Raw genomic sequence first — 22,346 nt, 5'->3', positions numbered from 1 at the left:
GGTTTCAGCCCCCTCAACGTCAACCTATCTCGGCGGCACGTTTGACCGCCGCGCGAATCCTTGGGTAGGTGCCGCAGCGGCAGATGTTGCCGGAGAGCGCTTGATCGATGTCGCTGTCGGTGGGTTGAGGAATCTTCGCCAGCAATGCGGCGGCAGACATGATTTGCCCGGATTGGCAGTAACCGCACTGCACCACATCGAGTTCGGCCCAGGCTTGTTGCACCGGGTGCGAGCCGTCGGTGGACAGGCCTTCGATGGTGAGGATTTTTTGTCCGTGGGACACGGCTGTAGCGGGCGTGATGCAGGAGCGCAACGGGGTACCGTCGACGTGCACGGTGCAGGCGCCGCACTGGGCCATGCCGCAACCGAATTTGGTGCCAGTGAGGTGTGCAACATCGCGTAGCACCCAGAGCAGTGGCATGTCCGCCGGGACATCGAACTCCTGATCCTGGCCATTGATGTTGAGGGTCAGCATTGCCAATTTCCTCAGACTTACGGTGTTCTGAAGGGCCTCGCTGCGACAACTGACTGCCTGCGCGCGCCTTGGGGTTCTCCCTTCAGCTAAGCGCAAAATGCGGGGCGAGACCGGTTCATCGACCACCGGTCACGTCTTGAAGACCAATCTGAGGGCTTGTAGCAACTGCCGAGCCGGCGAGGCTGCGTTCGGCGACGAAGTCGTCGTAGACCCTGCGAATGCAGTTTTTCTGTTACACCGCAGTGTCTGATTTTACGGCGACTCCGTCGCCGRACGCAGCCTCGCGCTGCTCGGCAACTGCTACGGGTCGGCTTGGGGCACTAGACCCTTGGTGTGAACAAGATTGCCGTGTAGCGCGTCAGGAACAGGCCAAACGCCGCGCACCACAGCAGCGCCGAGAGTCCCAGCCCTACCCCGGAAAACGGGACCAGCAACACCCGGCAAACGCCAGCGACGACCAGCAAGGCAAACCCCAGCACCACGGTTTTCGACGGATGCAACAGGCGCCCGGTGTGACCGAGGCTGACGCGGGCAATCATCGCCAGGATCAACCCGCCAATGCCGCCCACGGCCAGCGCATGGGTGGCCAGACTTTGTTGTGGCATCAGCCCCGCATGCCACAGCGCCATCGCCAGCGCGGCCATCAGCAGCCAGGCATAGGCCAGGTACAGCGACCACAACAGCGGCACACGCCAGATGCCTCGATCATGCCAGCGCCACAAACGCAGCAGATGCAATGCCCCCATCAGCAAAAACAACGCTGCCAACCACAACCTCGGGACGTCGTTGAAACCACTGGCGAAGGACACCGCCGCCAGCAAGGAACTCCCCAGCAGGATTTTAGTGGGCAGCGGATGCGCCGCAGGCGCGGCGGGACGGTTCAAGCCGCGCTGAATGAAAAACGGAATGACCCGCCCGCCAATCACTGTCATCAACGCCGCCACCAACCACAAGGCCGCCAGCACACCACGTCGCTGCAACACGACGTCATCGGTAGCGATCCCCCACAGCGTCAGCACCTGGCAGCCGGCTATCAGGGCCACCACCAACAAAATCGGATAGTTCTCACGCTTGCCGGCCGCCACCAGATCCCGACCTAAGATCCATGCCAACAAGGGCAGAAAAGGTGTCTGCAGAGCAATCAACAGGGGCGCAGGGAGCGGCAGCAGCCACGCCCACCGCGCCAGTAACCACACCAGCACCAGCCCGATCAAAGGCCAGCCGCTCAAGCCCGGACGCCCGGTCCAGTTTGGCACCGCCGTCAACAGAAACCCGGCGATGATGGCCGTGGCAAACCCGAACGGCATCTCGTGCCGATGCCAGCTCAACATGCCGCCCATCGGCTGCGCACCGGGCAAGCGGCCATACAGCCAAAGCGCCCAGATCGCCACGGCAACTACTCCAAACACGGCGCCGGCGAAAAAAAACGGTCGGAATCCGAGGCTGAACACGGGTGCAGCGGCGAGTTTTCGCATCTCAAGCGACCGCATGGGTCAGGCCTTTCTCGAGCCGATATTGGGCCAGCAGGCGCATGACGTAGCCAATCTTGATGAGAGTCGGCCCGATGATGGTCATGGCATGCATCGTCACCAACACCACGATCGACAAATGACCGCCGTACAGGTAGGCGCCATAGATGCCGACCAACAGCATGGCAAGGCCGGCGCCAAGCACTTTGCTCGACAGGTGCAGAACGGTCAGTGGGTTATCGAAAAAATTGAACATTTTGTCGTACTCCTGAGGCGGGTCAGTTGTACGTTTGGAGTATCAAGTCTCGTGCCAGGTATTTAATCCATTTAAATCAATATTTTGAAAATAATGGAGTCATATCGACCACAAAGCATAAGAGTCTATAGGACTCTACATATGGTCATTTTGACTTCTACTTTCATTAAGTTATCGATCTACGGTCCATCTCATCGATCACAGGCTGACTACGCTGATATTCCCGCATGAGTAATCCGTAGAGGAGCGCCACCATGCAACGCGTGCAAAAACTGACTCCCTGCCTCTGGTTCAACACACAGGCCGAAGAGGCGGCGAAGTATTACTGTTCGATCTTCGATCATTCAAAAATCACCGGCACCACTCATTACGGCAAGGCTGGTCAAGAGATTCACGCCATGCCTGAAGGCTTGGTGCTAACGGTCAGCTTCGAACTGGACGGGCAACCTTTTACCGGCCTCAATGGCGGCCCCCAATTCAAGTTCAATGAAGCGGTGTCCATTCAGGTCAACTGTCAGACACAGGAAGAAATCGACCATTACTGGGGCACGCTGTCCGCCGGTGGCGACCCTCGGGCCCAGCAATGTGGCTGGCTCAAGGACAAATACGGGCTGTCCTGGCAAATCGTCCCGATTCCGTTCATGGACATGTTGAAAGACCCGGACACGACCAAGTCCCAGCGCGCCATGCAAGCCATGATGCAGATGAAAAAGCTCGATATCGCAGCCTTGCAACGAGCCTTCGACGGCGAGAGCTAATACACTCCAGGGCTGACCTGTCGAGGACGCTGACGATGAAGCACGCCGCTGCCAAAAACGCTGACAAGGCCCCGCGCTTCTGGCGTGATGACGCCCTGCCCTTCATTGAGGCCCGCTCCATCGCCGACGGTCGCGAGGTTTGCTACACCCGGCATGCTCACGAACACTTTTCCATCGGTGCGATCACCGCCGGGTGCAGCACTTACCTGCATGAGAAGTCGGCATTTGAGGTCAGCGCCGGCACCGTGGTGCTGATGAATCCCCATGATGTTCACGCCTGCAATCCGATCGATGATCAGCCGTGGTCCTACTTGATGCTGTACGTCGAGAGCCCCTGGCTGACCGACTTGCAGCATCAGCTCGGCTTCAGTCAGGACTCGGCGTTTCGGCGGTTTTCCACTACCCATACCCGCGATACTCAGTTGTTCGCCGGTCTGCAAGATCTGTACGAAATACTGGTCGATCCCCAGCAGGACATGCTGTGCAAACACAGTGCGGCAGTGGAGTTTTTCACTGACGTACAACAGCGGCTCAACCCCATTGACCCACCGCTGCGCGAACCCAACTTCAAGCTGGAACGCGCGGCCGACTACATCCGCGACAACTGCACGCAAATGCTCAAACTCGAAGACATTTGCGCAGCCGCTCAGTTGTCACCGTCGTACCTGATCCGCGCCTTCAAACAGCATTACGGCATGACGCCCCATGCGTTTCTGGTCAATCGGCGTATCCAGTTCGCCCGCGACCAATTGCGCAGTGGCAAGTTGATTGCCGATGTCGCACTGGAAGCAGGGTTTGCGGATCAGGCGCATTTTCAACGGGCGTTTAAACAGCACCTGGCTGCGACACCGGGGCAGTATCGCGGCTGATCAGGGCAGCACTAAATAAACCGCACTGACCGCCAACAACAACGCCATGAGCCGGTTAAACAAGCGCATGCCTGCCGGATTGCCCAGATAGCCACGCAAAAATGTCCCGGCGTAGGCCCAGCAGCCGACGGACACATAGCAGATCACCAGATACACCGCCGCAAACTGCCACACCAACCGCGCCTCGCCGTCCGCGACGAAGGCACCCATCCCCGCCACGCAGGCCAGCCAGGCTTTCGGGTTGAGCCACTGCATGACCGCGCCATACACCATCGATGGCGCCTTTCCCGACGCCTTGGCATCGAGACGACCATCGTCCGCCGCCAGTTTCCAGGCCATGAACAACAAAAACCCCACGCCGGCCAGTTGCACCACCCGCGTCAGCGCCGGCCACAGCTGCAAGACCTCGTGCAGCCCCAGCCCCATCAACACCAGCAACAATACAAACCCCAGCGTTGCCCCGGCCACATGCCGTTGACTGGCGCGAAAGCCAAACTGCGCCCCCGAACTCAACGCCACGATGTTCACCGGCCCCGGCGTTATGGACGCCACCAGTGCAAACGTCGCCATGGAGATAATCAGACTCATCGCACACCTTCTTCAATTCAGGGAAATCAGCGCTCAAGTTACTGAGCGCCCTGCTTCGCGTATTGAAGAAAACTGCCTAAAGCCTCGCACACGTTTTTCGCGTTTTGGCTCAATCATCCTCATGCAATTTGATGCCCCGAGCGTGGAGCAAATGCGGAACGATCAACACCAAAAGCGTCAGCGCGAGGAACGACGCGGCGATGGGTTCCGTGACAAAGATCAGCCAGTCGCCCTGGCTAATGGACAAGGCATTGCGCAGCTGTTTTTCAGCCATAGGCCCCAGCAACATACCGACGATCACCGGCGCCACAGGGAAATCGAAACGCCGCATCAGCACCCCGCCCCAGCCGATACCGAGCATCAGCAGCAGATCGAACGATGAATGACGCATGCCGTACACGCCGATGGTGGCAAATACCAGAATGCCGGCATTCAAGTAGGGCCGGGGAATTTGCAGCAGCTTGACCCACAGTCCCACCAGCGGCAGGTTCAGCACCAACAGGATGACGTTGCCGATGTACAGCGAGGCAACGAGGGTCCAGACCAGGTCTCCCGAGGTCTGGAACAACATCGGGCCCGGTTGCAGGTTGTAGTTCTGGAACGCGGCCAACAGGATGGCCGCCGTCGCGGAGGTCGGAATGCCCAGGGTCAGCAGCGGCACCAACGACCCCGTCGCGCTGGCGTTGTTGGCCGCCTCGGGGCCGGCAACGCCTTCAATCGCGCCTTTACCCTTGCTGCCCGCAAACTCCTGCGGGTACTTGCTCAGTTTGCGCTCGGCCGAATAGGACAGAAACGTCGGAATCTCGGCGCCGCCGGCCGGAATCGAGCCAAACGGAAAACCGATCAGCGTGCCGCGCAGCCAGGCCGGAACCGAGCGTTTCCAGTCGGCGCGGGTCATCCACAATGAGGTCAAGCGGTGCCGCCCGCTGCTTTCTTCTTTTTGATACAGCAAGCTGTACAGCGCCTCCCCCACGGCAAACAAGCCGACCGCCACCAGCACCACTTCGATGCCATCCACCAACTCCGGCACCCCCAACGTGTAACGAGCGATGCCCGAGGTCGAGTCGAGACCGATCAAGCCGATGGCCAGGCCAACCCCAAGCGAGGCGAAACCGCGCAGCATCGACGCGCCAAGTACTGCCGATACAGTGGTGAACGACAGCACCAGAATCGCGAAATATTCCGCAGGGCCGAACTTCAGCGCCAGCGTGGCGACGACGGGGGCAAACAGGGTCAGCAGAATTGTGGCGATGGTCCCGGCCACGAATGAACCGATCGCCGCCGTGGCGAGCGCCGGCCCGGCCCGGCCGTTGCGGGCCATCAAGTTACCTTCCAGGGCCGTGACCATGGAGGAGGACTCTCCCGGCGTGTTGAGCAAAATGGAGGTGGTCGAGCCACCAAACTGCGCCCCGTAGTAGATACCGGCGAACATGATCAGCGCGCCAGTGGGGTCGACCTTGGCGGTGAGTGGCAGCAACAGCGCGACGGTCAGCGCCGGTCCGATACCGGGCAACACACCAATCGCCGTGCCAAGCAAACAGCCGATAAACCCCCACATCAGATTGATCGGTGACAGCGCGGCGGAAAATCCCATCGCCAGGCTTGCGAGAATATCCACCGGATTGATCTCCTTCGGCCCGGCTCAGACCCAGGCGTTGAAAAGGTGCGGCAGGGAAACGCCGAGCCCGGCGTTGAACAGCCAGTAAATCGGCAACGTCAAGGCAATGCCGATAGCCAGGTCCCGAAGCGGATGACGACTGCCAAACCCGCGTGCCGAACAGGCAAACAGTAGCCCGGCCGAGAGGACGAAGCCGATGAGGTTGATCAGCAACGCCACCCCCACCAGCCCCGCCGAGACCCACGCAGCACCGACTTTGCCACTGGGCAGCGCTTTGGCAGACTCGTCTTCGTGGTCCGCCAATTCGCGAAAGCCACCGGTGCAGGCTTGATAACTCAGCAACAACCCGACGACACCCAGGAACACCGCCAGCCCATAGGGGTAGACATCAGCGGCCAAAATGACGAAGCCCATCTCGGGCGGAAACCGCCAGGCACCGACCGCCAGTACCGCACTGATGGCGATCAGGCCAAGGCCTATCGCCAATTGCGGCGGCACAATCTTGCGCATCCCGGCCATGTCACAGCAACCCGACGTTGACCAGCATCGCCCGCAGCCGCACGTGTTCTTCGTCGACAAACTTGCCGAAGGCGTCGCCGGTCAACACGCTCGGCGACCACGCGTTGGTTTTGAGGTTGTCTTGCCAGGACTGGGTTTTGGTGGCAGTGACGACGGCGTCGGTCAGTTCTTGGCGCTGCTCGGGGCTCAGACCTGCGGCGCCGTACACACCGCGCCAATTGCCAATGATCACGTCGTAGCCTTTCTCTTTGAGGGTCGGAGCATCGATACCGGGAACACGCTCCGGTGCGCCGATGGCGAGGACGCGGAACTGACCGTTTTTGATGTATTGACCCAATTCGGCATAACCGCCGGTGATCACTTTGAGCTGGCCGCCCAGCGCCTGAGCAACCACTTCGCCACCACCGCCGAAAGCGACGTAATTCACCTTATTGACCGGGATATCCATTTTGCCGGCCAGTTCGGCGATGCCGATGTGATCGACCGAGCCTTTGGAGCCGCCGCCCCAGGTGATGCTGGTCGGCTTGGCCTTGAATGCGGTCAACAAGTCCTCCAGGGTTTTGAATTCGGATTCCTTGCGCACGGCAATCACGTTGTATTCGGTGAACAGCCGGGCAATCGGCGTGACGTCCTTCAAGGTGATTTGCGACTTGTTCTGCTCAATGCCCGCGACCATGATCGCACCCACCACCAGCAGCGCATTCACATCCCCTTTTGTGCTGTTGGCAAACTGCGCCAGCCCCAGCGTACCGCCCGCGCCACCCTTGTTTTCGAAGGTGACGGACTTGGCAACGTTGGCCTCGATCATGGCTTTGCCCAACTGGCGGGCAGTCTGGTCATAGCCACCACCGACCGAGCCCGGGGCCATGAACTTGACCGAGTCCAGCGCCAGGGCGGAGGTTGAAAGCGCGGCAGCGGTGATCGCCACGGTAGCGGCGAAATTGAAACGACGGAACAAAGCGAACATGAGTGGACTCCTGATCTTGTTTTTGTAGGTGCCGGTTGAATCTCGCTCAGGAGCAACCCCTGCTCACTGAACATGCGTCTGTGAACAAGCGTAGGTCATGGATGTGTATGAGGGCGTGCTGTTATCGAAGTGGAATGTCCTTCGGACTTTCAACAACCTCGGGGGCAAGGGTCTGCTCAGGTTTGGTCAGGCGGATTTTGCGGGCGATGTCCACAAAAGGCGTGACGATCAGGCTGTACACCGTCAGGTACCGCGAGTGGTCCGCTTCGCCGGTGCCAAAGCGCAGCGCCTCGGGTTTGGAGGTGGTGACGTAGAGCGTGCCGAACATCCAGTCCCAGAGCGACAGGTTGATGCCGAAGTTCTTGTTGATGTGTTTCGGCGCATCGCTGTGATGGATCTGGTGCTGGGCCGGGCTGTTGAGCACATGTTCGGCAATGGGCCCAAACGACAGCCAGACATGGGTATGGCGCAGGTTGGCGGCAAAACCATTGAGGATCAACACCATCCAGGTCACGCCAAACAGGGTGTAGCGGCTGATTTCACCGCCACAGGCGTACCAGAAGACACCGGCGTAGACACCGATGCACAGCGTATTCGTCAGTTTTTCGACAATTTTCTCCACAAAGTGCAGCCGGCTTGCGGTCGCCGGAACCAGCACGGGGGCCGAATGGTGGACCTTGTGGAAATCCCAAAGCCAGCGGGTATGGAAGGCGCGGTGGCCCCAATAGTTGGCGAAATCCTTGACCATGAACACGCCGACCCCGTAGAGCAACGACAACGCGAGGTGTTCCTCGACTTGAGTGCGCGCGCCCCACAGGTTGGTGAAAAAGCCCACGTAGTCGGCGGAGCGCAGGATGTGCGGGTCCACCAGTCCGACAATAGGCAGCACCAGCATGACTTTCAGAATGGCGCGGACGAAGTAGTAGCGATAATCCAGCAACGCCGACTGATGCAAGTAAACCTGCTTGCCGCCGATGAACTGCCAGAAGCTCGGTGCGCTCGTCAGCCCGCGAGATTTCCTGAAGCGGAACAGCCCGTAGGCAACGCTGTAGGAGGTCGCCAGAAACAATAGGCCGAAGCGCCCATTCAAATCAAAAATGCCAAGAAACTGATGGATAACTGGCGTTATCACCCATCGGGACAGGCAGTCATAGACAAACGAAAATACATCCACGACCGGCTGGCCTCCAAAAAAATGAGGGAATTGTAGTTCAGTCGGCCAAAGGCGCTAGCGCTTTTTACGTATGGGCCTCCACCACCCACTTCACCTTCACCAGCGCGTGTCGAAGCGTGTCCAGGTCCACCGAGCCCAGCGCCAACCGCAAGGCGTGCGGCACATGAACTGAAACCGCAAAAGGCTCGGCGGTGGAGACTGAGATCTGTTCTTGCATCAACGCCACGGCGATCTGGTCTGCCCGTGCGTCCTCCGACAGAGGCAACCACAGAAAGTACGACGACGGGTGGCGGATCACTGGAAGGCCGCCCAGCACCTCATCGGCCAGTTTCTGACGGGCTTGTGCGTCTTCGCGCTTTTGCGCTTCGAGTCGGGTGACGGTGCCGTCGTCGAGCCAGGCGCAGGCGATGGCGGTCATGACGCCTGGAGTATTCCAAGTAGTCGCCCTGATCGAGCGCTCCAGTGCCGCCACCCTTTGCGTCGGTGCCGCGATGAAACCCACGCGCAGACCGGTGGCGACGTTCTTGGAAAAGCCGGACACGTAGACGGTCCGTTCCGGGGCCAGTTCGGCGATGGGCGGCGGCGCGTTCTCGGCGAGAAACGCGTAGGCCCCGTCCTCAATGATGTGCAGGTCATGCTTGCGCGCAATCGCCACCAGTTGTTCGCGTTGACCGGCGGCCATCACCCAGCCCATCGGGTTATGCAAGGTCGGCATGGTGTAGACGGCCCGCACGGTCCGACTGCGGCACAGCTTTTCCAGCGCCTCAAGGTCCGGCCCCTGCGCTGTGACAGGGATGGCCACGATTTCAAGGTGCAGGGCTTCGGCCAGCACTTTGAAACCCGAATAGGTCAGCGCGTCGGCCGCGATCACGTCACCGGGTCGCAACAGAGCCATCAGCGTCACCGCCAAGCCATGCTGGGCGCCACTGACAATCAACACCTGCTCGGCTTCAACCGTCAGACCACGGCTACGCATATGGCGGGCGATGGAGGCGCGCTCATGCGCACGTCCGGCATGGGGCTGATARCGCAAGTGAGATTCCAGGTCACCGGACAATGCCAATTGGCGCAAGGCATTGCGCAACAGATCGCCCTGCCCCGGCAGCGAGGGGTAGTTGAAGTTGAGGTCGATAATCCCCGCCGCGACGTCCGGCTGATCGATGCCATGACTGGGTGGCAACGAGGTCTCCCGGACAAAGGTCCCGCGCCCGGTTTCACCACTGACCAGCCCCATGGCTTCCAGCTCGGCATAGACGCGACTGGCCGTGACCAGCGCCAGGCCTTCGCTGACGGCCAACTGGCGGTGCGTCGGCAAGCGCGTGCCCGGCAGCAAGCGCCCCGAGTGGATATCGGCGGCCAGGGTGTCCACCAGCGACTTGTAGCGAGAGCGTGGCATCGTGGGATGTATCCATGACAATTTTTTGATTGTTCTTAATCCTGAATCATAGGATGCCCCTAACGCAACCCGATACGGAGACGCTCGATGGAAAGGACCTCAACGCTTAAAAGCCCGGCGCTGGACAAACACGCAAGCGGGCTGATCAATGGCTTGATCGGCGTGTTGATCTTCAGCGGCTCGCTGCCCGCCACCCGCGTGGCCGTGCTCGAATTCGACCCCGTGTTCCTGACAGTCGCCCGCGCCACTATCGCCGGTGTGCTGGCGCTGTGCATGCTGTGGCTGTTCAAGCAACAACGCCCGGCGCGCAGCCAGTTGCTGCCTTTGATCATCGTGGCACTGGGCGTGGTGGTCGGCTTTCCGTTGCTGACGGCGCTGGCGTTGCAATACGTGACGTCGGCGCACTCCATCGTCTTCGTCGGCCTGCTGCCGCTCGCCACCGCCGTCTTCGGCGTGTTGCGCGGTGGCGAGCATCCACGCCTGGAGTTCTGGGTTTTTTCGGTGCTGGGGAGTTTGCTGGTGATTGGCTTTGCCGTTTCTCAGGGACTGAGCGCGTCCCCCATCGGTGATGTCCTGATGCTCTTGGCGATTCTGGCGTGTGGCCTGGGGTATGCCGAAGGCGCCAAACTCTCCAGAACGCTGGGCGGCTGGCAGGTGATTTGCTGGGCCTTGGTGTTGTCGCTGCCGCTGATGGCTGCGTTGACCTGGTGGCGGATGCCGGTTTCATTTTCCGGGATCAGTGTGCCGGCCTGGGTGAGCCTGGGGTATGTGTCGCTGTTCAGCATGCTGATCGGTTTTGTATTCTGGTATCGCGGGTTGGCGCAGGGCGGGATTGCAGCGGTGGGACAGCTGCAGTTGTTACAGCCGTTTTTCGGCTTGGCGCTGGCGGCGACGTTGCTACACGAACAGGTCAGCATCGGCATGCTCGGGGTCACCGTGGCCGTTATCTTCTGCGTCGCGGGCGCGAGAAAATTCGCCAAATGAAAGTGTACTGCGGCTTGCGTTCATGGCTGTACCGGGCGAGCCGCACGCTGCCCATGATAAAAATAGCGCTCTGGTTTTCGGAGACTCGTCATGGACCTCGCCACCCTCACCCTTTTCCTCCCGGCCTGCTTTGCCCTGAACATGGCGCCCGGCCCGAATAACCTGCTGTCGGTCAGCAACTCGACGCGGTACGGCTATCGCACCTCCTGCGTGGCCGGGATCGGTCGGTTACTGGCGTTTGCCGGCATGATTGCCCTCACCTCAGCCGGATTGGCGGTGGTGCTGCAAACCTCCGAAATGCTGTTCTACGCAATCAAGATTCTCGGTGCGGCCTACCTGTTTTACCTCGCCTGGCAATTGTGGCGCGCCGCCCCTGGCGCCGAGCGCGCTGATACCCGTGCACCGGTCGGTGTGCTGGCGTTGGCGCGGCAGGAGTTTCTGGTGGCGGCCGGGAATCCCAAGGCGATCCTGATCTTCACCGCATTCCTGCCCCAATTCGTCGACCCGACCCGCGCGGTGACACCGCAATTCGCGTTGCTCGGTGCGTTGTTCCTGATGCTGGAATGGATCGCGATCAGTGCGTACGCCTATATGGGGCTGCACATGCGTCGCTGGTTCGCCGAACCGAGTGGCAAGAGGATTTTCAATCGGTGCTGCGCGGGGTTGCTGTCGGCGGCGGCTTCGGTGCTGTTGATGGCGAAGCGGGTTTGATCAAGCGGGTGAGACGGTCCATTTAGTCGTTGGACCTGGTTGCCGTCTGGAAAAATAGATCCGTCCCCTTAAAAATCCCTGAGTCGCCGTGCTGATTTGCGGGATGCTACTAACCGCCCGGAGTATCAATATCGGCATCTTGAACCGGCTTATGTTCAGGTTCTGATTTGAAGTCGGGACTGTACGAGTTTTCTTTAGCTGCGGGGTCCTGCTTTGGGTTATTGGGCGCGTCGACTTCGGCCGTTTTCGACGGAACTTCTGACCGCTTGGGGTCATGACCAGTTTCGTTATCCGTGCTGCTCGTACTGCCCTGCTGCGATATGTTTCCCGGTGCATTCTCATCAATGTCCATGCTGCTCTCCGTATGGTTTCGTAAATGTCCGTGCTTGAACATGAGAGGTGGGGAAACGCTGTAAGTGCCCAGCAATAGACGAATGGCGAGAACAAGAAACCCGGCTCACTGGCCGGGTAGTTTGACGCGAATGGAATGCACAAACGCGGCTGCGTACGCGTTGTTTAGGTGCCTGGTCAAGCTTGAGAAAAAATCTCATTCGCCATTTATCTGACGCTCGTCTGAAAAACGTCGAATAAATGGCGTTTCGCGTTGAGCTTTTACCCTCCTGACCTAGGCTCAAGCCATGTGGAGAGGAGGTGCCGTCCATGCGCAAATTATTGATTGGCTCGTCGATGCTGGCCTGTCTGGTGGTGCTGGGCGGCTGGTTGAGTCGACCACAGCCATTGCCGGTCAGGCTGCTAGAGGTTGAGCGGGGGCCAGTGGAGACGCTGGTGGCCAACACTCGCGCGGGTACGCTGAAGTCCTGTCGACGCTCGCATCTGTCCTTCAATGTCGGCGGCCAGGTTGCCGAGTTGCTGATCAGCGAGGGCCAGCGGGTCCAGCCGGGTCAGGTGCTCATGCGCCTGCGGCAGGACGAGCAACAGGCCCGGCTGCAGAAGGCCGAGGCGCGGCTGGAGGCCCAACGCAACGCCCGCGAACAGCGCTGCCAGCAGGCTCATCTGGACAGGCGCGACCTCGATCGCCTGGGCCAACTGGCCGACCGCAAGTTGGTTGCCGCCGATCGCCTCGATCAGGCCGAGACCAAGGCTAACCTGACGAAGTTGATGTGCAGTGCCAGTGCCGTGCTGATCCGTGAGGCCGACGCCAGCCTGCAGTTGCAGCGTTCACTGCTGGAGCAGACGACCCTGCGTGCGCCATTCGCCGGCATAATCGCAGAAATCAACGGCGAACTCGGCGAGTTCGTCACCCCTTCGCCGCCGGGTATTCCCACGCCGCCGGCGGTCGACCTGATCGACGACAGCTGCCTGTATGTCGAGGCGCCGATCGATGAGGTGGACGCTGCTCGGGTTCGCCCCGGAACCGCCGTGCGGATCAGCCTGGATRCCTTCCGTGGCCAACATTTCGCCGGCCGCGTCAGCCGCATCGCGCCCTATGTGCGTGAACTGGAGAAGCAGGCGCGCACCGTCGATGTCGAGGTGCGCTTCGACCAGCCGCCGGCCGATCTGGTCCTGCTCACCGGCTATAGCGCCGATGTCGAGATCCTCTTGGAGCAGCACGCACTTGCTTTGCGCATCCCCACCGAGACCCYGCTGGAGGGGCAGCGCGTGCTGCGATATGACCCGATCGCCCGGGTGTTGCGCGAGGTGGAGGTGCAAACCGGGTTGAGCAACTGGCGCTGGACCGAGGTGCTCGCAGGGCTGGACGAGGACGCGCGTATAGTCGCCAGCCTCGAACAGGAAGGGCTCAAGGACACCGCGGCGGTGATCCCGGTGGATGCGGCGGAGACTAAGCAATGATCCGCCTGCGCGGCGGCAGCCGCAGCTTCCAGTTGGGCGAGCAGCAGGTGATGGGGCTGGACGGCCTGGATCTGGACATCGCCGCCGGTGACTACATGGCGGTGATGGGCCCGTCGGGCTCGGGCAAGTCGACCCTGCTGAACATCCTCGGTTTGCTCGATGCGCCGAGCGCCGGCGAATACTGGCTGCAGGGCGAGGCCACGGCGACGCTGAGCGAGGCGCGGCGCGCCCAATTGCGCAGCCAACTGATAGGTTTCGTGTTCCAGTCCTACCACCTGATCGCACGGCTGACGGTGCTGGAAAACATCGAGCTGCCGATGGTCCTCGCCGGCATCGGCGCGGCGCAACGGCACAAGCGCAGCAGCCAATTGGTGGCGCGCCTGGGGCTGGGCGACCGCATTGCCCACCGCCCGGCCGAGCTGTCCGGTGGTCAGCGCCAGCGCGTCGCCATCGCCCGGGCGATGGTCATGCAACCGGCGCTGTTGTTGGCCGACGAGCCCACCGGCAATCTCGATAGYCAGGCCGGCGCCGAGGTCTTCAGCCTGCTGGAGGAGCTCAACGGCGAGGGCCTGACCCTGATAGTGGTCACCCACGACGCCAGCCTGGGCGCCCGCGCGCAGCGCCAGTTACACATGTGTGACGGGCGGATCCACAGTGCTGCGCCACAGCGGGCGCCGGCCTGATGCGCGCTGCCGATGCCCTGGGCTTCTGGCTCGGCGCCTTGCGTGGGCATCGCTCGCGCAGCCTGATGCTGCTGCTGGCCATCGCTATCGGGGTGGTTGCGGTCAATCTGCTCACCGGTCTCGGCGCGGGGGCGCGGGCCTTCGTCCTGAACGAGTTCTCGCTGCTCGGGCGCGACATCCTGATCGTTTTCCCGGGCCGCAAGGAAACCACGGGGCGCATGCCGCCGCTCACCGGCCTGACGCCGCACGAGTTGACCTTGCAGGACGTCCAGGCCATCACCCAGTTGCCGGGCATCCGCCGGGTCGCGCCGCTGCAGGCCGGGCAGATGGAGGTGATAGTTGGCAACCGCAATCGTGAGGTGCTGACCCTGGGCACCACCCGGGACTTCTTCGCCATTCGCCAACTGACGGTTGTCCAGGGCCAGCCCCTGCCGGCGCTGGACCCTGAGCAGGCCGAGGCCGTCTGCGTGATCGGCGGCAAACTCCGGCGCGAGCTATTCGGTGCGCGCCCGGCCCTCGGTGAATGGTTGCGCGCGGGCGACCGGCGCTTCCGGGTGGTCGGCATCCTCGGTGAGCGGGGCGAATCCCTGGGGATGGATTTCGCCGAGATGTTGATCATCCCGGTGGCCAGTGCCCAGGCCTTGTTCAATCGCGAGGGGTTGTTGCGGGTGTTTGTCGAGGTGCGTGGTCCGAGCTTTCTCGACCGTAGCAAGCAGCTGATACTCGCAGCGCTCAAGGAGCGCCACGAGGGTGAGGAAGACATCACGCTGATCAGCCAGGACAGCCTGCTCAGCGCCTTCGACGAGATACTCGCGGTGCTGACCCTGGCGGTGGCCGGGATTGCCGCGATCAGCCTGCTGGTGGCAGGCATCCTGATCATGAACGTGACCTGGATTGCGGTGAGCCAGCGCAGCGCCGAAATCGGCCTGCTCAAAGCCATAGGTGTGACGGCAGCGCAGCTGCGCGTGCTGTTCCTCGGCGAGGCGGCGCTGCTCGCCCTGACGGGGGCGCTGGCGGGGCTACTTCTGGCCGAAACCTTGCTCTGGCTGGGGCGCCTGGCGTTCGATCTGCCGCTCTATGCACCCTGGTGGGCGCGAGCTAGCTCGGTGCTGCTGGCACTCGGCACGGCGCTGCTGTTCGCCTGGCTGCCGGCCGCTCGGGCTTCGGCGCTGGAGCCGGTGGCGGCGCTACGCCCGCCGGGAGCGCACTGATGCGCTGGCAAGATGCTTTCCGGCTGACCAGCTCGGCGCTGACGTGTCGACCCTTGCGCAGCCTGCTGACCCTGCTCGGGGTAGCGATCGGGATAGCCGCCGTGACGCTGCTCACGGCCATAGGCGAAGGCGTGCGCGGCTATGTGGTGGAGAACTTTTCGCAGTTTGGTACGCGGATCATCACCGTGCGCCCGGGCAAGACCCAGACCAGCGGCCTCGGCGGTCTGCTCGGCAGCGTACGGCCACTGACTATCAGTGATACTGACGCCCTGCGGCGCTTGCCGCATGTCGAGGCGGCGGTGCCGATCATTCAGGGCAGCGGGGATATCCAGTTCGGTCAACTGAGTCGGCGCAGCGACATTGTCGGTGGCGGCCATCAGCTGGCGCAGGCCTGGCGCATGCAGCTGAGCCTGGGCGAGTTCCTGCCCGTTGCCCGTGACGGTCGTTCGCCGCCCTATGTGGTGCTCGGCCATCAGCTGCGTGTCGAGCTGTTCGGTGCACGCAATCCGCTGGGCGAGCTGATCCGCGTCGGCGGCGTGCGTTTCCGGGTGATCGGCGTGATGGCGGAAAAGGGCCAGTTGCTCGGCTTCAACCTCGACGATATCGCCTACATCCCGGTGGATTGGGCCGAAAGCCTGTTCAATCGCACCGGGGTGGTCAAAGTCCATGTGGTGTTCGACGCCGGCACCACTTCGCGGGCGTTGAGTCAGCAGATTCGCCAGGTGCTCGGCGAACGGCACGGCGTGGAGGACTTCAGTCTGAGCACCCAGGACGACATGCTGCGCAGCTTCAATCGCGTTCTCGGCACCCTGAGCCTGGCCATCGGTGCCTTGGGGGGCATTTCCCTGTTGGTCGGCGCCGTCGGCATTCTCACCATCATGACGACCACTGTGGGCGAGCGCACGGCGGAAATCGGCCTGTTGCGGGCGATTGGTGCCAGTCCGCGGCAGGTGCTCGGGCTGTTTCTCGCCGAAGCGACACTGCTGTCCCTGGCCGGTGGTCTGCTTGGTCTTCTGTTGATGGGCCTCCTGCTCGGGATACTGCACCTGGCCATGCCGAGCCTGCCCTTGGCGCTGCAGCCGCTGTTTCTGCTGCTGGCGCTGCTGCTGGCGGCGGTGCTCGGCATTCTCGCCGGCCTGGCTCCGGCACTGCGGGCGGCCCGCCTGCATCCGGTGGCGGCTCTGCGCAGTGAATAGCGACCAAGCCAATGAGCCTGACGGGCTATCTATATAGGGTCGCTTATTGCCCGTCACTGAAATACCAGCTTTCGCGTGTAGGTAAGCTGACGAAGCCTTTAACCGCCGCTCTTGAATGTGTCTAGCCCTGAAACAGGTGTAATCCTTATTCAGGACGGGACAGTCTGGAAAAATAGATCCGCCCCCTTAAAAATCTAGCCAGAAATCAGGTTAGAGTGTTCATCAATGCCTGTTCATAAGGGCCCTCCACTCGATTCGCGTCGTCGCGCCAAGCAATTGCAGCGAACGAGCCGGGCAAAAAAATCGTATATCAATCGTTGTTTGAAGAATGAATCGTCCGCTGTTTGTTTCTCTAGATGGGCCCAAGGGAACCGGCAAAACCACACTGTTGGAGGCCGTTACGAAAGTACTGAGGGCAGCCAACAAAAAAGTGATCCGACTTTGCGAGAAAAAAAGCGATCCCTATAGGGGCGAAACAATGGCCCTCGTTAACAAGCTCGTCAGAAATCCCAGCCGGGATTTGGAGTTGGGGGTTTGTGAGCGCTTTGCTGATAGCCGTACCTGGATTTCCCAGCACGTACTGGCTAAACAGCCACCAGGCAGCATCATCTTGATCGATCGCTGGTACCCGTCTGATGCCGCGTTTCGCCGGCTAGTCCCGTTTGCAGAGATTCTACAGTTGAACATTGATCGAAACGTGCGAGTGCCAGACCTGCATGTCGGGGTGGTCACCTCCCCTGATATTTCATGGGCCAGGGCAGCGGCACGACGGCGCGGGCTGAGCAGTACTGTGATCCATAAGCTGGAAGAACATGTCGCTTGTACCCAGGCGTTCGAGCGAGCGATTGCAGATCACGGCTGGGTTTTATGCCGTAATGAAGGAACGATCGAAGACGCAACGATGCAGGTGGTGTCCGAGATCTATAGAGTCCTCGATGCCCCGTAGGCTTCGGCCGCAGGCGGGTGGCACCCGGAACCCCGCTCATACGGGTTCTCCCCAAAGTTGCCCGGGCCTTCCAGCAGAAAAAAGCCCCGCGACCGAATGCGGTGCGGGGCTAAAAATTGGTTGGTTGCGGCCAACCAAAGGAGCTCAATGACAAGCGCTTGCGAGTCGGGGTCAGATGCAATCCTGGGCGGCGCGCTCAAAGGCCGAAGGCAGGAAGTTCGAAGCCAGCAATTGGCGCTCGTAGATGAACACCTTGCCACCCTTCCCGGCCTTGTAGGCTTCCAGTACGTTGTCCGTCGAGACTTTGCTCGGCACCACGATCCGGTAGCTGCGCGAGGTTTGCGAGACCGTCGGGCTCAACGCACTGCCCTGCAATTTAGGCACGACGCAGTCGGCGTATTGGGCAGGCGTCTTGCTGGTCTGCAAGGTCAGAGTCGGGTCGTTCGGCGCGGAGGCACAACCGGCGAGCAACGCAGAGGCAAACGCCATGGCAGGTACGAATAAAGGGCGCATGAGTCTCATCCAGAAAATAAACGGTTCAGTTCTTCAATGGCGGCGATTTTCCGACTATTGTCGATAAAGCAGAAACTGCGTTTCGTAATGGTCACTATTACGCCTAGCAATAGTTGCGCGCCGTGCAGGTGGATAAACACTCAATCACACCCCGAATAGATTGATGAGGATCTCCCCTTGAGAACTTTTGACTTGATCCGTGACGCCGTTTTGCCCGATTTCCGTGACCGGGTGGCCGAGTACCTGGTCGAGTACGAAATCGTACTGTTGGGCGAAAACACGTCCGACTCGGCGCTTGTGCAGGCCACCGCCAATCAGTTGCGCGGTTATTTGCGCGGTTTGAATACTATGCGAGTGCTGGGTATGGCGGACTGGGAGGAACTGGATCGGCGGGTGGTGAATACGTGGCTTTAGTGCCCCCCGGACAATGAAAGACCAAATCTCTCGTACTGCACCGCAACCAACAGCTAACCATCCTCTAGTTCTGAGTGAACAATCGACGCCCTGGCGCTGGGTCTTGTTTGGATGTATCACAATGATTCCACAATGCTGGCACCACTCGCTGATCGCCAGCCTAGACGCCTCCCCACCGAAAAAACGCCACCCCCATCCCAGGATAAGTAGCTAGCTATTCGTTGACGAAAGTCTGAAGTATTCATTTGAACTTTCAGATTCTTTCACGCCGCAGCCTATGCCTAACATCGGCACCACAGCGATCCCGCCACGGCATCGCTGGGTGGGGATCAGGTTGCGCCCGGAGTTTTTTGAGGATTACCGATGAAACTGGAAATATTCCGCACGCTGTGGGGTTACACCGCCAGCAAGGCCCAGGCGCTCGAAGAGCTGCTGCAAGCGGGCTTTGATGGCATGGAAGCTCGCCTGCCCCTGGCCGCCCGTGAACGCGCTGAGTTCGGCGCCTTCCTCCAGGCCAATCGCCTGGGCTATATCAGCACCGTCTTCACCGCGTACGACGTGCTGCCGGATCAATCGGCAACGCCTGCCGTTCACCTTAATGACCTGGACCAGAAACTTGCCTGGGCCGCCGAACTCGGCCCGCGCTTCGTCAACGTGCTGGCAGGCAATGATCGCTGGTCCCTTCCACAACAAGTGGAGTTCTTTGGCCAAGCGCTGGAGCTGGCGCGCAAACATGGCCAGGTCTGCAGTTTCGAAACCCACCGCTCGCGGTCGCTGTTCAACCCTTGGGTGACCCTGGAGTTGATCCGGCAACTGCCCGATCTGTTGTTCACCAGTGACATCAGCCATTGGGTCGTGACCTGCGAGCGTCTATTGAACGACCCGGCCGATGACCTGAGCGCTTTCATCGAGCGGGTTCACCATATCCAGGCCCGGGTCGGTTACGACCAGGGTCCGCAGGTTCCGCACCCGGCGGCGCCCGAATATGCAAAAGAACTGGCCTTCCATCAGCAGCACTGGGAAAGCATTTGGCGCTCGCAGCAAGCCCGCGGTTACCAGGTCAGCACCCTGACCCCGGAATTCGGCGCCGACGGCTACTTGCATCATTTGCCCTTCACCAATGTACCCGTTGCCGACCTGTGGTCATTGAACGTGTGGATGGGCCAGACCGAGCGTGAACACTTCAACCGTTTCCACCACTCAAGCCATCCTTAGGGAGCCGATGCGTCATGCCTGACAATAAAAACAACAGCGCCAGCACTGACACACATAAAGCCAATTTCAACAGCATCCCGGTGGTTAATATCGCCGGTCTGTTCAGTTTTGAACTGGAACACCGCCTGGCCGTGGCCGAACAATTGGGGCGCGCTGCCAGTGAGGTCGGGTTTCTCTATATCACCGATCACGGTATCGACCCGCAGCTGATCGCCAATCTGCGCAAGGCGGCCAAGGACTATTTCGACCAACCCCTCGACACCAAGATGCGGCACTACATCGGCACTTCGCAAACCCACAAGGGCTTTGTACCCGAAGGCGAAGAGGTCTATTCCAAAGGCAAGCCGGATCACAAGGAGGCCTTCGACGTCGGCTTCGAAGTCCCGGCCGATGACCCGCTGGTGCTGGCCAACACCCCATTGCTGGGGCCCAACGACTGGCCGCAGTTGGCAGGGTTCAAAGCGTCGGTTCAGTCTTACTATGAAGCGATCTTCGCCTTGGGCCGACGCCTGTTCAGCGGCTTTGCCCTGACCCTGGGCCTGGAAGAAAACTATTTCGACAGCCTGGTCACCCGTCCGCCGTCCAAGCTGCGCCTGATCCACTACCCCTTCGACGGTGCCGCCCATGACGCACCGGGGCTTGGAGCCCATACTGATTACGAGTGCTTCACCATTCTTTTGGCCGACAAACCAGGCCTTGAGGTCATGAACAATCTTGGCCAATGGATTGATGCCCCACCGATGGCCGATGCCTTTGTCGTCAACATCGGCGACATGCTGGAAGTGATGACAGCAGGCGCTTTCGTTGCCACGGCACACCGGGTTCGCAGCGTGCGCGAGGAGCGTTATTCCTTCCCACTGTTTTATGCCTGCGACTATCACACCCAGATCAAGCCACTGCCTGGGTTCGCCCAGGCCGGCAACGACTACGAAGAAATCACGATCGGCGAACACATGTTTGGCCAGGCACTGCAGACGTATCAATATCTGCGCGCGAGAGTGGCCAATGGGGAAGTTCAACTGCCAGGCAAGGCACGCAAGCCCGCCAGTTTCGGACATTTGAAAAATCAGGTTCAACCGTCCTGATTGAAGTTTTCAGCTACCCCCTTACCTACGCCGGAGTCTGTAAAAGATGAAAAACAATAAAAAGAACCTGTTGAGCCTGGCTATATTGGCAGCCGGTATGCTCGGTGCCTCGGTGAGCATGGCCGCGACTGACACGCTCAAGGTCGGCATGGAAATCACCTACCCTCCTTTCGAGTCCTATGACAAAGACAAAAACGTGGTGGGGTCGGACCCCGAACTGGCCGCAGCACTGGCCAAGCACATGAACGCCAAGGTGGAGTTCGTCGACACCAAGTTCCCGAGCCTGATCCTGGGCCTTAACTCCGGCAAATACGACGCGGTCATTTCCGGCATGTACATCACGCCGGAGCGCCAGACTCAAGCCCAGACCATCGCCTATGCCAACACCGGTGCCGCAGTCATGGTGCCCAAGGGCAGCGAGATCAATGCGAAAAAACCTGAAGACCTGTGTGGCTTGAAACTGGGTCTGGAACAGGGCACTACCTGGGTCAAGGAATTCCGCAAACTGTCCGATGAGTATTGCGTGCCGAACAATAAAGGCGCCATCACCGTCAGCGAGTACCCCTCGGCGCCTGAAGTGACCCAGGCCCTGTTGTCCAAGAACATTCAGGCCCAGGTTGAAATCGCCGGCGCCGCAAAACTGATTGCGGAAAAGACCAACGGCCGGGTAGTGATCACCACCGATCACCCGATCTATCAGCAAACGCTGGGCATCTTCGTCAAGAAAGGTAATGAAGAAACCTTCCAGGCGGTGCAAAAGGCTTTCGAGGAGACCAAGAAGAGTGGTGAGTACGCCGCTATTCTTAAGAAATACGCCTTGGAAGAACCGACTGCCAACTAAGAACGTGTCCTTGTAGTCTGGTCATCTGCCGCCCCTGCATCGGGGCGGCAGATTGAGGTGCCCTATGCAATTCGATTGGTCGTATTTCTTCTCCCTGTTCTCCCTGCCAGACTTCTGGAATGCCTGTGTCACGGTGGTCCAGCTCAGCGCCCTGGCCTGGTTCATCGGCATGCTGCTGGGTTTTCTCCTGGCCACGGCCAAGCTGTCCCAGTCACCCTTGCTGCGCATTCCCGCAGCGGTCTACATTTGGTTCTTCCGCAGCATCCCGTTGCTGGTGCTGGTGGTCTTCGTCTACAACTTGCCGCAATTGTTTCCCGGCAGCGGACCGATCCTGTCCAACCCCTTCTACTCCGGCTTGCTGGCCCTGGTGGTCACCGAAGCGGCGTACATGGCGGAAATCCACCGTGGTGGCCTGATCTCCGTGGCCAAGGGCCAGAAAGAAGCCGGGCGTGCGCTGGGTGTCGGCCTGTTCGGCATGCAGCGCTTGATCGTGATTCCCCAGGCTTTTCGTATCTCGCTGCCCACGTTGATCAATGAATACATCACCGTGGTCAAACTGACCTCGCTGGTTTCGGTGATCTCCCTGACGGAAATTCTCACCGTCGGCCAACGCCTCTATGCCACCAACTTCCTGGTCATGGAAACC

25 protein-coding genes are annotated in these 22,346 nt (G+C 60.4%); 14 read left to right on the top strand and 11 right to left on the bottom strand.

Annotation, left to right across the window (positions count from 1 at the left end; translation table 11 throughout):
• Positions 1-19 precede the first annotated feature (19 nt).
• The 3 genes from AC1DSG_RS08095 to AC1DSG_RS08085 form a co-directional block, all read right to left on the bottom strand.
• The gene (locus AC1DSG_RS08095; RefSeq protein WP_477790417.1) at positions 20-475 is read right to left on the bottom strand and encodes a (2Fe-2S)-binding protein; all 456 of its coding nucleotides are present in this window, start codon (positions 473-475) and stop codon (positions 20-22) included.
• Positions 476-795: 320 nt separating this feature from the next.
• Entirely contained in the window at positions 796-1,950 is a 1,155-nt protein-coding gene (locus AC1DSG_RS08090) for an NnrS family protein (RefSeq protein ID WP_477790423.1), read from the bottom strand.
• Position 1,951: 1 nt separating this feature from the next.
• Positions 1,952-2,200, bottom strand: coding sequence for a transmembrane sensor/regulator PpyR (locus AC1DSG_RS08085; RefSeq protein WP_477790416.1), 249 nt, complete (start codon positions 2,198-2,200; stop codon positions 1,952-1,954).
• A gap of 254 nt (positions 2,201-2,454) precedes the next feature.
• Between AC1DSG_RS08085 and AC1DSG_RS08080 the strand changes: the two genes are divergently transcribed.
• Complete coding sequence (locus tag AC1DSG_RS08080) at positions 2,455-2,958, top strand: VOC family protein (protein ID WP_477790415.1); 504 nt, start codon at positions 2,455-2,457, stop codon at positions 2,956-2,958.
• Between the two features lie 35 nt (positions 2,959-2,993).
• Positions 2,994-3,827 (top strand): AraC family ligand binding domain-containing protein, encoded by an 834-nt coding sequence (locus AC1DSG_RS08075; RefSeq protein ID WP_477790414.1) that lies wholly within the window; start codon positions 2,994-2,996, stop codon positions 3,825-3,827.
• Here AC1DSG_RS08075 and AC1DSG_RS08070 read toward each other — a convergent pair whose 3' ends face one another.
• The 6 genes from AC1DSG_RS08070 to AC1DSG_RS08045 all read right to left on the bottom strand — a co-directional run bounded on the left by AC1DSG_RS08070 (position 3,828) and on the right by AC1DSG_RS08045 (position 10,089).
• Positions 3,828-4,415, bottom strand: a complete 588-nt coding sequence (locus tag AC1DSG_RS08070; RefSeq protein ID WP_477790413.1) for a LysE family translocator — start codon at positions 4,413-4,415, stop codon at positions 3,828-3,830.
• Positions 4,416-4,524: 109 nt separating this feature from the next.
• Positions 4,525-6,033 (bottom strand): tripartite tricarboxylate transporter permease, encoded by a 1,509-nt coding sequence (locus AC1DSG_RS08065; protein WP_477790412.1) that lies wholly within the window; start codon positions 6,031-6,033, stop codon positions 4,525-4,527.
• A gap of 24 nt (positions 6,034-6,057) precedes the next feature.
• Positions 6,058-6,552, bottom strand: coding sequence for a tripartite tricarboxylate transporter TctB family protein (locus AC1DSG_RS08060; protein WP_477790411.1), 495 nt, complete (start codon positions 6,550-6,552; stop codon positions 6,058-6,060).
• A gap of 1 nt (position 6,553) precedes the next feature.
• Positions 6,554-7,519: a tripartite tricarboxylate transporter substrate binding protein gene (locus AC1DSG_RS08055; protein ID WP_477790410.1), complete on the bottom strand. Its 966-nt coding sequence runs from the start codon at positions 7,517-7,519 to the stop codon at positions 6,554-6,556.
• Positions 7,520-7,640: 121 nt separating this feature from the next.
• On the bottom strand, positions 7,641-8,693 hold the full coding sequence (locus AC1DSG_RS08050; RefSeq protein ID WP_477790409.1) for a sterol desaturase family protein: 1,053 nt from the start codon (positions 8,691-8,693) through the stop codon (positions 7,641-7,643).
• A 64-nt stretch (positions 8,694-8,757) separates the two neighbouring features.
• Positions 8,758-10,089 (bottom strand): aminotransferase-like domain-containing protein, encoded by a 1,332-nt coding sequence (locus tag AC1DSG_RS08045; protein ID WP_477790408.1) that lies wholly within the window; start codon positions 10,087-10,089, stop codon positions 8,758-8,760.
• Between the two features lie 87 nt (positions 10,090-10,176).
• Between AC1DSG_RS08045 and AC1DSG_RS08040 the strand changes: the two genes are divergently transcribed.
• Both AC1DSG_RS08040 and AC1DSG_RS08035 read left to right on the top strand, forming a co-directional pair.
• Entirely contained in the window at positions 10,177-11,073 is an 897-nt protein-coding gene (locus AC1DSG_RS08040; protein WP_477790407.1) for a DMT family transporter, read from the top strand.
• A 90-nt stretch (positions 11,074-11,163) separates the two neighbouring features.
• Complete coding sequence (locus AC1DSG_RS08035) at positions 11,164-11,784, top strand: LysE family translocator (protein WP_477790406.1); 621 nt, start codon at positions 11,164-11,166, stop codon at positions 11,782-11,784.
• A gap of 109 nt (positions 11,785-11,893) precedes the next feature.
• On the opposite strand, the gene AC1DSG_RS08030 is transcribed toward AC1DSG_RS08035, so the two are convergent.
• Positions 11,894-12,136 (bottom strand): hypothetical protein, encoded by a 243-nt coding sequence (locus tag AC1DSG_RS08030; protein WP_477790405.1) that lies wholly within the window; start codon positions 12,134-12,136, stop codon positions 11,894-11,896.
• Positions 12,137-12,444: 308 nt separating this feature from the next.
• Here AC1DSG_RS08030 and AC1DSG_RS08025 point away from each other — a divergent pair, with 308 nt between their 5' ends.
• From AC1DSG_RS08025 to AC1DSG_RS08005, 5 genes are all read left to right on the top strand, one after another.
• On the top strand, positions 12,445-13,596 hold the full coding sequence (locus tag AC1DSG_RS08025; RefSeq protein ID WP_477790404.1) for an efflux RND transporter periplasmic adaptor subunit: 1,152 nt from the start codon (positions 12,445-12,447) through the stop codon (positions 13,594-13,596).
• Positions 13,593-14,279 carry an ABC transporter ATP-binding protein gene (locus AC1DSG_RS08020; RefSeq protein WP_477790403.1) on the top strand — a complete coding sequence of 229 codons (687 nt, stop codon included), beginning with the start codon at positions 13,593-13,595 and terminating at the stop codon, positions 14,277-14,279. Before AC1DSG_RS08025 ends, AC1DSG_RS08020 begins: the two co-directional genes overlap by 4 nt.
• The gene (locus tag AC1DSG_RS08015; protein ID WP_477790402.1) at positions 14,279-15,490 is read left to right on the top strand and encodes an ABC transporter permease; all 1,212 of its coding nucleotides are present in this window, start codon (positions 14,279-14,281) and stop codon (positions 15,488-15,490) included. The genes AC1DSG_RS08020 and AC1DSG_RS08015 overlap by 1 nt, the downstream gene beginning before the upstream one ends.
• Complete coding sequence (locus AC1DSG_RS08010; protein ID WP_477790401.1) at positions 15,490-16,686, top strand: ABC transporter permease; 1,197 nt, start codon at positions 15,490-15,492, stop codon at positions 16,684-16,686. The genes AC1DSG_RS08015 and AC1DSG_RS08010 overlap by 1 nt, the downstream gene beginning before the upstream one ends.
• A gap of 328 nt (positions 16,687-17,014) precedes the next feature.
• Positions 17,015-17,632, top strand: coding sequence for a dTMP kinase (locus AC1DSG_RS08005; protein ID WP_477790400.1), 618 nt, complete (start codon positions 17,015-17,017; stop codon positions 17,630-17,632).
• 171 nt (positions 17,633-17,803) lie between these two features.
• On the opposite strand, the gene AC1DSG_RS08000 is transcribed toward AC1DSG_RS08005, so the two are convergent.
• Entirely contained in the window at positions 17,804-18,145 is a 342-nt protein-coding gene (locus AC1DSG_RS08000) for a hypothetical protein (RefSeq protein ID WP_477790399.1), read from the bottom strand.
• A 177-nt stretch (positions 18,146-18,322) separates the two neighbouring features.
• Between AC1DSG_RS08000 and AC1DSG_RS07995 the strand changes: the two genes are divergently transcribed.
• The 5 genes from AC1DSG_RS07995 to AC1DSG_RS07975 all read left to right on the top strand — a co-directional run.
• Positions 18,323-18,559: a hypothetical protein gene (locus AC1DSG_RS07995; protein WP_477790398.1), complete on the top strand. Its 237-nt coding sequence runs from the start codon at positions 18,323-18,325 to the stop codon at positions 18,557-18,559.
• Between the two features lie 363 nt (positions 18,560-18,922).
• The gene (locus AC1DSG_RS07990; protein WP_477790397.1) at positions 18,923-19,774 is read left to right on the top strand and encodes a sugar phosphate isomerase/epimerase family protein; all 852 of its coding nucleotides are present in this window, start codon (positions 18,923-18,925) and stop codon (positions 19,772-19,774) included.
• Positions 19,775-19,788: 14 nt separating this feature from the next.
• Positions 19,789-20,859, top strand: a complete 1,071-nt coding sequence (locus AC1DSG_RS07985; RefSeq protein WP_477790396.1) for an isopenicillin N synthase family dioxygenase — start codon at positions 19,789-19,791, stop codon at positions 20,857-20,859.
• 46 nt (positions 20,860-20,905) lie between these two features.
• Entirely contained in the window at positions 20,906-21,700 is a 795-nt protein-coding gene (locus AC1DSG_RS07980) for an ABC transporter substrate-binding protein (RefSeq protein ID WP_477790395.1), read from the top strand.
• A 64-nt stretch (positions 21,701-21,764) separates the two neighbouring features.
• The coding region (locus tag AC1DSG_RS07975) for an amino acid ABC transporter permease (RefSeq protein WP_477790394.1) at positions 21,765-22,346 on the top strand (582 nt) is incomplete at its 3' end.

The sequence above is a fragment of the Pseudomonas sp. P5_A12 genome, from assembly GCF_056400685.1.
This window is presented reverse-complemented; position numbering and strand designations above follow the sequence as displayed.